7 protein-coding genes are annotated in these 8,317 nt (G+C 68.9%); all 7 read right to left on the reverse strand.

Annotated elements, in window-relative coordinates; all coding sequences use genetic code 11:
* Window positions 1–27: 27 nt before the first annotated feature.
* A complete protein-coding gene (locus tag H5J26_RS10125) occupies window positions 28–780 on the reverse strand; it encodes a response regulator (RefSeq protein WP_181765431.1) in 753 nt (250 codons plus the stop codon).
* Between the two features lie 142 nt (window positions 781–922).
* A complete protein-coding gene (gene hpf, locus H5J26_RS10130; RefSeq protein ID WP_181765432.1) occupies window positions 923–1,618 on the reverse strand; it encodes a ribosome hibernation-promoting factor, HPF/YfiA family in 696 nt (231 codons plus the stop codon).
* A 293-nt stretch (window positions 1,619–1,911) separates the two neighbouring features.
* Window positions 1,912–2,625 (reverse strand): ComF family protein, encoded by a 714-nt coding sequence (locus H5J26_RS10135; RefSeq protein WP_181765433.1) that lies wholly within the window; start codon window positions 2,623–2,625, stop codon window positions 1,912–1,914.
* A gap of 366 nt (window positions 2,626–2,991) precedes the next feature.
* A complete protein-coding gene (locus H5J26_RS10140) occupies window positions 2,992–4,824 on the reverse strand; it encodes an LpqB family beta-propeller domain-containing protein (RefSeq protein ID WP_181765434.1) in 1,833 nt (610 codons plus the stop codon).
* Window positions 4,814–6,733, reverse strand: a complete 1,920-nt coding sequence (mtrB, locus tag H5J26_RS10145) for an MtrAB system histidine kinase MtrB (RefSeq protein ID WP_210771168.1) — start codon at window positions 6,731–6,733, stop codon at window positions 4,814–4,816. Before mtrB ends, H5J26_RS10140 begins: the two co-directional genes overlap by 11 nt.
* 67 nt (window positions 6,734–6,800) lie before the next feature.
* Entirely contained in the window at window positions 6,801–7,478 is a 678-nt protein-coding gene (gene mtrA, locus H5J26_RS10150) for a two-component system response regulator MtrA (RefSeq protein ID WP_181765436.1), read from the reverse strand.
* The coding region (mtnA, locus tag H5J26_RS10155) for an S-methyl-5-thioribose-1-phosphate isomerase (protein ID WP_181765437.1) at window positions 7,475–8,317 on the reverse strand (843 nt) is incomplete at its 5' end. The genes mtrA and mtnA, both read right to left, overlap by 4 nt.

Genomic DNA, 8,317 nt, shown 5'->3' on the forward strand with positions numbered 1-8,317 from the left:
GCGGCAGCCGGCTGAGCACGCGGCCGCTCAGCGGATCTCGAGGATCTTCTCCCGCATCGCGTAGACCACTGCCTCCATGCGCGAGTGGAGCTGCAGCTTCTCGAGAATGTTGCGCACGTGGTTCTTGACGGTGTTCTCGCTGATGAAGAGCTCTTTGGCGATGTCCCTGTTGTTCATGCCGGTGGCCACGAGCTTGAGCACCTCGAGCTCCCGGTCGGTCAGCCTCGGCGCCGGGACCAGCTTGCTCTCGTCCGTGCGCTGGATCATCGACTTGAACTCGGTGAGCAGCTTCGCCGCCATCGACGGGCTGATCTGGGACTGGCCGTCCGCGACGGCACGGATGGCGGCCGAGACCTCGTCGGTGGAGATCTCCTTGAGGAGGTAGCCGGTGGCCCCCGCCTTGATGGCGTCGTAGAGGTCGGCCTCCTCGTCGCTGATCGTCAGCATGATGATCTTCGCGCTCGGGGCCACCTCCTTGATCGAGGTGCACGCTTCGATCCCGCCCCGCTTGGGCATACGCACGTCCATCAGCACGATGTCGGGCAGCAGGTCCGCCGCCTTGTCCACGGCTTCGGCCCCGTCCCCGGCCTCGCCGATGACCTGGATGTCCTCCTCCTGGGCGAGAACGATCTCCAGCCCCCGCCGGAAGAGCTCATGGTCGTCGACGACCAGCACCCTGATGGGCTCGGGCGGCTGCCGCTCACGCGAGTCGTCCTGCACTGCCACCCGGACCGGGTGGGCATCGGGCATGGGCATCGCTGGCCCGAAGCTTTCCGCCATTCGTTTCCTCCCCCTGCAGGCTATGCCGCGCCAACCCAGCTGCACAGAACAACGGTTGACGAATGAGGCCATAATTCCATGATCGCGCCCCCGGCCGGGTTCTCGACCCGGCCGGGGGCGCGATCACATCGAGTCTGGACAGTCAGCCGCCGAGGGAGCCGCCGGCTTCAGGAGGCGGATCAACAGCGAACGGGTCCGGATCCAGATGGATCACGCCGTAGTCGTAACCGTGCCGACGATAGACGACGCTCGGCTGCTTGGTTTCGGAGTCAACGAAGAGATAGAAGTCGTGGCCGATCAACTCCATTTCGTAGAGTGCCTGGTCCAAGGCCATCGGCGCTGCAGCGTGAGTCTTCTCCCGGACGACCAGCGGACCGTCGCCCTGTACCTCCAGAGGCCCCACCCTGGTGGTCATCGGCTTCTCTTCGACCTTCACCTGGGTGGGCGCTGCTGCGGCTTCGAGCTGTCCGTTGAGTTCTGCCGCGAGGTGTGCGGTGGCTGCCGCGACGCTGATGGGCGTGCGACTCCCTCCACGGTGTACCCGGCGCTTGTCGTGCTGCTTGCGCAGCCTTGCTTCAAGTTTTGCCGCTGCCATGTCGAGCGCAGCGTAGGGGTCTGAGGCAGCTGCCTCCGCGCGAATGACCGGCCCCCGAGTCCGCAGAGTGATCTCCACCCTGTCGGACCGGTCGGCCTGCCGGGGGTTGTGTTCCTTGCACACCTCGACATCCAGGTTGATCACCTTTCCGTCGAGCTTTTGGATCTTCGCCAGCTTCTCGGCCACGTGCTTGCGGAACCTCTCGGGCACCTCGGTCTTGCGGCCCTTGACGACGATGTCCACGCAGAACTCCGTTCCCGGAGCGCTCCGCTGCAGATTCGCGAAGCGCCTCCTTTGTGCACTGACCCGGAGGCTCGAAGCCTTCTTGCCGCCAGCCTCCGGAACCTCGGCTTGCGACTGTCACCTCCTTCTCCCCCAGGGGGAAGATCGTCACCCCAATCTCGAACGTACCTCCACTGGAGGATCGGGGGCACCCCCTACTGGCACGTACCTACGTTCAGGTATCAATTCACGACAATCGCCAGCAACGGTGCGCGATCTCTGCTAACTTTCCGCCACTTTTCCAAGGTGCCTCCTCAGGCCCTCGGCCGGTACGCGACGACAGCTGCCGCGATCACGCTCCGCACCTGCTCACGGACGGTGCGGGCGGCCTCGGCCAGCGATGCCCCGGTGGTCATCAGGTCGTCCACGAGCACGGTCTCCCCAGCCGCCAGCAGCCTCTCGCTGCCAGGCACCAACTCCAGAGCGCCACTAAGATTCGCCGACCGCTGCCGGGCGCTCAGCCCCGCCTGATCAGCCACAACCCGGCGCTGCCGCAGCGCTGACACCACTCGCACGGGCAGCCCTTCCCGCCGCAGCTCACCGGCCGCGGCGAGGGCGATCCTGCGCACCGGATCATGACCACGGCCCGCCACCGCACGTCGCGCGGACGGCACCGGCACAAGCGCCAGCGCCCCCGCGCCGGAGGCCGCACGCGAACGCGCAGAGGCCTTGCGCACTGCTGCGGCCAGCAGCTCCCCCAGCGGGGTGACCAGCCGCAGCGCGCCACGCTCCTTGTGGGCGAGCAGCACGGCCCGCACCTCGTCGGCGTACGGCATCGCCGCGTACACCCGGGGCAGCCCGGACGGCAGCGCCGAGGGCCACACCCGCCGTGGGACCGCGCTTCTGAACTCTTCGGCGCACTCCCCGCACAACTCGCCCCGCACCCGCGCCAAGCCGCACCCCGCACACGCCACAGGGAGCACCAGGGCCGCGAGTTCCTGCTGGAGCTCCTGCCACAACTCCCGCATGCCGAGAACTCTCCCAGCGGCGACACAAAGTCACCACCCCTGTGGATAACCGGCGAAACCGGTCGGCAGATCTGGCTGAAGTCTTTGCCCGACTTCCGTCCTACGACAGGTGATGTCGCCGGACGCGGCCAAGCGCCTGGCGGCAGACGGGACTTGTGGCCGGGGAGCCCCTAAGGGGTGTCCGCAAAGTAGCGTCGTCCGCCTGCTAGGCGGGGGGCGCGGGGTCTGGTGCGTGCGATCGCAAGGCGGAGGAGGAGGGCGCAGCGGGCTGCGCCGACGACCGACAACGCTGGGGGCACCTCCCGCGAAGCGGGGGAGAGGGTGCGTGCCAGACCCCGCGCCCCAGACGGGACTTCGCGGACACTCCTAGCCCGGGTAGACGGGGCTCGAGCCGCTGTCCGTAAGCGTCTTCCAGTTGGCGTCCGGGGGCAGCCGCACGATGCCGTCCTCCGAGTCGGCCAGCAGAGGCTTGCTCTCGTCCTCCGAAGCGGCTACGCCCGTCACATCGTTGATGCCCGGCAGCGTCGGCTGGTTCGAGGCGGATCCGTCCGTCTCCATGTACTGCATCTGCTGCACGCTTCCCGACTCGCGCCCCACGACGACGAGTCGGCTGCCGCCGGCCCAGGAAGCGGCCGAGACATCCTCGAACTGCGGCGCGATGGGGCGCAGTCCGGTGACGGTCACCTCGGGGTCCGACACCGTCCCGGCCCGCTCGACGCGTCCGAGCTTCAGCGTCCGCCGCCCGTCCTCCTGCCGGATGCGCAGAGCCATCCGTACGCCGTCCGACGCGATCCGCAGGGACTCGATCCGCTCGCCCTCGCCCAGGTCCGGAACCGCGACCTCTTCGGGCTTCTCCTTGCCTCCGGACAGGCGCAGCAGGCGCGGCTTCTTCGGGTTCCGGTCGGCGATCCACAGATCACCGAGACCGTCCCAACTGGGGGCCGTCAGCCGGTCGTCCTCACGCTTCGCCTTGCTGGTCAGCACCGGCTCGCCCAACTTGCTGTTCTCGGCGAGCCTGGCGACGTAGAGCGAACGCCGGGTGCGCGAGACTGCGGCGCTCTCATTCTCGGCGCGGTTCACCGCGACGGTGCCCATCTCCGTCTCGCCCTGGCCCAGCGCCCCTTCGACCGGCCTGTCGTCCTCGCTGGCGCCTTCGAAAGCCGCGACACGGTGCTCGCCGTCGACGAAGTACTGCCGGGAGGCACGGCCGTTGAGCCGGCCGGGCTCGTAGTCCTCGGCCTGCTCGCGCGTCAGCTCGCACAGCGCCGAGCCGTCGGGCCGCGCCAGCTGGACGTTGGTCACCTTCGCCGATGCCTGACCCTGCACCGTGTGCAGCACCTGGGCGGCCATGCGGGCACACTGTCTGGATCCGACGTCGGAGCCCTTCGCGTTCAGCCGCACGCTCAGCGCACCGGAATCGTCCAGCGACAGGCGCTGGCCCCGTGCGAGCCGGGCACCGTCCGGGAAGGACGAGTCGACCACCGGGGCGAACCACCGGGTGGGCCCGGCCAGCAGCGCCTCGACGGTCGCGGTGACGGGATTGATCCTGCGCCGCAGATACACCGGGTCGGCGACCAGGACGTTCTTACCGCCCGCGATCGCATCGGCGTCCCTGCCCAGCATCGCGTAGTAGTAGTTGTTTATCGGGCGGTAGATCCGCTGGAAGTCGGATTCGCCGACCGCGAGGCCGTCCGGGAGCTGATCGATCCGCCACTCGCCCCTCACCTTGGACAGGTGGAAGCCCTCGCTGAACTCACCCGCCTTGGGCGAGTAGGCGTGACTCTCGTCGACCTCCGCGACACGCGTCCCCGACACGTCGACGGTGTAGCCCCGCTTACCGCCGTTGTCCTTGCTCGCCTTGCCAGGGCTGGGGCCGCCCGAGAGCACGCTCGTACGGGCGAAGGGGTCCCACTCATCCGCTGTGCGACTCGTCAGATACTTCTTCGCCGTCGAGAACGTCGCCTCGTCGCTCGTCGTCGCCTCCAGGAAGCCGCGCACGATCTGCTGCGGCCGCTCGCCCTTCTGGGGGCTGACGCCGAACACCCGCACCTGCGAGTCGGGGTCTGCCCTGTGCGACGAGTCGACGTGATCGACGGTGCCGTCGTCCGGCATGGAGGCGCAGCCCGACAGCAGCAGCACGAGGGCGACCAAGTGCACCGTGACGGCGCGACGGCGACGGAGGTGCCGCTCAGTGCCCATCGGACTTCTCCTCCCGGGTGGGTTCGCCGACGGGCCCGGACGCGGCGGAGCCGCCGGTCGCGGCGACCGCGGAGGCCGGGGCGGACTCGGGTGCTGACGAGGGGCCAGGCGACCTGCCTCCCGGGGTCGGCTCCTGGCGGTCCTGCGCCGGGATGGCCTTCTTCAGCCCCCGCTTGCGGCGCGAGTCGGCCGGCTCCAGCGGCAGCGGGGAAGCACGGAGGGCGTCCCCCGCCGTGCAGGGCAGCGTGAGCCGGAACTGGGAACCCCCGCCCGGCTCCCCCCACACCTGGAGCCAGCCGCCGTGCAGCCGTGCGTCCTCGAGCGCGATGGAGAGCCCGAGCCCGGTGCCGCCGGTCGTACGAGCGCGAGCCGGGTCGGCCCGCCAGAAGCGGTTGAAGACGCGCTCGGCTTCGCTGCGGCTCAGCCCGACGCCGTAGTCGCGTACGGCCAGAGCCACCGCTCCGCTCCGTGAGGCCATGCTGACGACGACGTCGTGGCCCTCGCCGTGCTCTATGGCGTTGTCGACGAGATTGCGCAGCACACGCTCGATGCGGCGGCCGTCCGCCTCCGCCACGACAGGCCTCTCGTCACCGCGCACGATGACGCGGCTGCCCTTGCGGTCGGCCAAGGGCTCGCACCCGTCGACGACGCGACGGACCACGTCGCGCAGGTCGATCGGGTCGGCGTCGAGATTCGCGGCTCCGGCGTCGAAGCGGCTGATCTCCAGCAAGTCGCCGAGCAGCGACTCGAAGCGGTCGAGCTGCCCGAGCAGGAGTTCCGCCGAGCGTGCGGTGGCGGGGTCGAAGTCCTCCCGCGCCTCGTGGATCACATCGGCTGCCATACGGACCGTGGTGAGCGGTGTGCGCAGCTCGTGCGAGACGTCGGAGACGAAGCGGCGCTGCATCCGGGAGAGTTCCTCCAGCTGCTGGATCTTGAGCTGAAGGTTCTGCGCCATCTTGTTGAAGGCCTCGCCCAGCCTGGCGATGTCGTCCTCGCCCGTGACCTTCATCCGCTCCTGGAGCCGGCCTGCGGCGAGCCTTTCGGAGATCCCGGCGGCCATGCGTACCGGCGTGACCACCTGCCGGACCACGAGCCAGGCGATCGCGCCGAGCAGCACGACCACGAACACCCCGGCGGTGGCCAGCGTGCCCTTGACCAGGTTGAGCGACTCCTCCTCCAGCGTGAACGGGAAGACGTAGTACATCTGGTACGGAGCCCCGCCGGCGTCGTTGAGCCTCTTGCCGACGATCAGTCCTGCCGTACTGCCGCCGCCCTGGCGGTAGACCTTCGCGTATCGCTGATGCGTGCCGGGCTGCTCGTCGAGGGCCTTGCGCAGGTCGGCCGGGATGGTCTCCTCGGGCCGGATGTCGCCTGAGGCACGAGGGCCGCGGGTGGTGGAGCGGCCGTTACCGAGGAAGGGCGAATCGTCGTTCTGGGAGCCGAGAGCGACCACGGAGTAGACGCCCTGGCCGCCGCTCGCGAGCTGTTCCACCAGGTTGTTCAGCCAGGTGCCCGTGGTCTGCGAGCTTCTGCCGCCGGCCGGGCCGCCGGGACCCTGGCCGCTGCGGCCGTTGCCCGCGCTGTCCGCCATCTGCTGGGCCGCGGCGAAACCACCGGCAGCCTGGCTCTGGGCCGTCTTCTCCTTGGCGTCGAGCAACCCGTTGCGCACCTGCCCGATGACGACGATGCCCAGCAGGAGCACCACACCGAGCGACATCAGCAGCGTGGCCGCGACCACCCGCAGCTGGATGTTGCGCCGCCACAGCCGCAGCACCGGCAGCAGAGGACGACGCACCCAACGGATGAAGAACCGGACCACGGGGTGGGCCCGCGGTCCGGTCGTGCCCTCGGGGAGAAGGCCCTCCGAGAAGAGCGCCCCGCTCCGCCACAGGCGCCGGAACTTGGACATTTCGGACTCGTGTGGCACGGCTCCGTTCGCATTCGAGCGATGCGAGACGGAGCCGTTCCGGGTCATCTCAGCCGGGCCCCGCCTTGTAGCCCACGCCGCGTACGGTCACGACGATCTCGGGCCGTTCAGGATCGCGCTCGACCTTGGAACGCAGACGCTGCACGTGGACATTGACCAGGCGCGTATCGGCTGCGTGCCGGTAGCCCCAGACCTGCTCGAGCAGCACCTCACGGGTGAAGACCTGCCAGGGCTTGCGGGCCAGCGCCACCAGGAGATCGAACTCCAGCGGTGTGAGAGCGATGGACAGCCCGTCACGCTTCACGGAGTGTCCGGCGACATCGATCACGAGGTCGCCGATCGCCAGCTGCTCGGGTGCGGGGTCGTCGGACCGCCGCAGCCTCGCTCGGATTCTCGCTACCAGCTCCTTCGGCTTGAACGGTTTGACGATGTAGTCATCGGCCCCCGACTCCAGGCCCACCACCACGTCCACCGTGTCGCTCTTGGCGGTCAGCATGACCACCGGCACTCCGGACTCCGCCCGGATCAGGCGGCATACCTCGATGCCGTCCCTCCCGGGCAACATCAGATCGAGCAGCACCAGATCCGGCTTGGTCTCGCGGAAGGCAGCGATCGCCTTGTCGCCGTCCGACACGAACGACGGTTCAAAGCCTTCGCCGCGCAGCACGATGCCAAGCATCTCTGCCAGTGCGGTGTCGTCGTCGACGACAAGGACGCGTCCCTTCATGCGTTCATCATCCCATTACCCCATCGTGACTCTCTCGTTCGTGACGGGGAACACAGCCCCGCGACAGTTTCGCTGGTGACGGGCGAGATCACACCTCGTTCCGTGACGATCGCCGTGACCAGTTCCGGCGGGGTCACGTCGAAGGCCGGGTTGTAGGCCTCGGCGCCCGTCGGAGCCACCTGAAGTCTCCCTTTCGTCCCGGTACTGGTACCCGGCAGATACGGCGAGGAGATCTCCGTCACCTCTTCCGCCGCACGCTGCTCCACCACGATGTCGGACCCCCGCTCTGTCGCGAGATCCACCGTGGTCACGGGCGCCACCACGACGAACGGCACCCCGTGATGCCGGGCCAGCACCGCGAGCGGATAACTGCCCACCTTGTTGGCGACCGAGCCGTCGGCGGCTATCCGGTCCGCGCCGATCAGCACCGCGTCGACCTCGCCCGCGGCGAAGAGTGAACCCGCCGCGCTGTCAGCCAGCACGCTGTACGCCATCCCTTCACGCGTGGCCTCGTACGCGGTCAACCGCGCACCCTGCAGCAACGGACGGGTCTCGTCCACCCAGAGCCGCCGCAGCTCACCGGAGCGATGCACTGCCGCGATCACCGCGAAAGCCGTTCCCTGGCCTCCTGAGACAAGGATGCCTGTGTTGCAGTGCGTGAGGATGCTCAGTTCCGTCACCGGAACCAGATCGCCCAGCAGGTCATGCCCGAGCTGTGCCATGCGCGCACTCGCCTCGGCGTCCTCCGCATGCAGCGCCCTGGCCTCGGCGAGTGTTTCGGCCGCCGCTTCCTCTACGGAGGCTCCGCCGGCCTCGGCGACCGTGTACCTGCGCTCCAC

This window comes from Streptomyces albidus (ex Kaewkla and Franco 2022) (assembly GCF_013870515.1).
In the GTDB taxonomy this organism is placed as follows: Bacteria; Actinomycetota; Actinomycetes; order Streptomycetales; family Streptomycetaceae; genus Streptomyces; species Streptomyces albidus.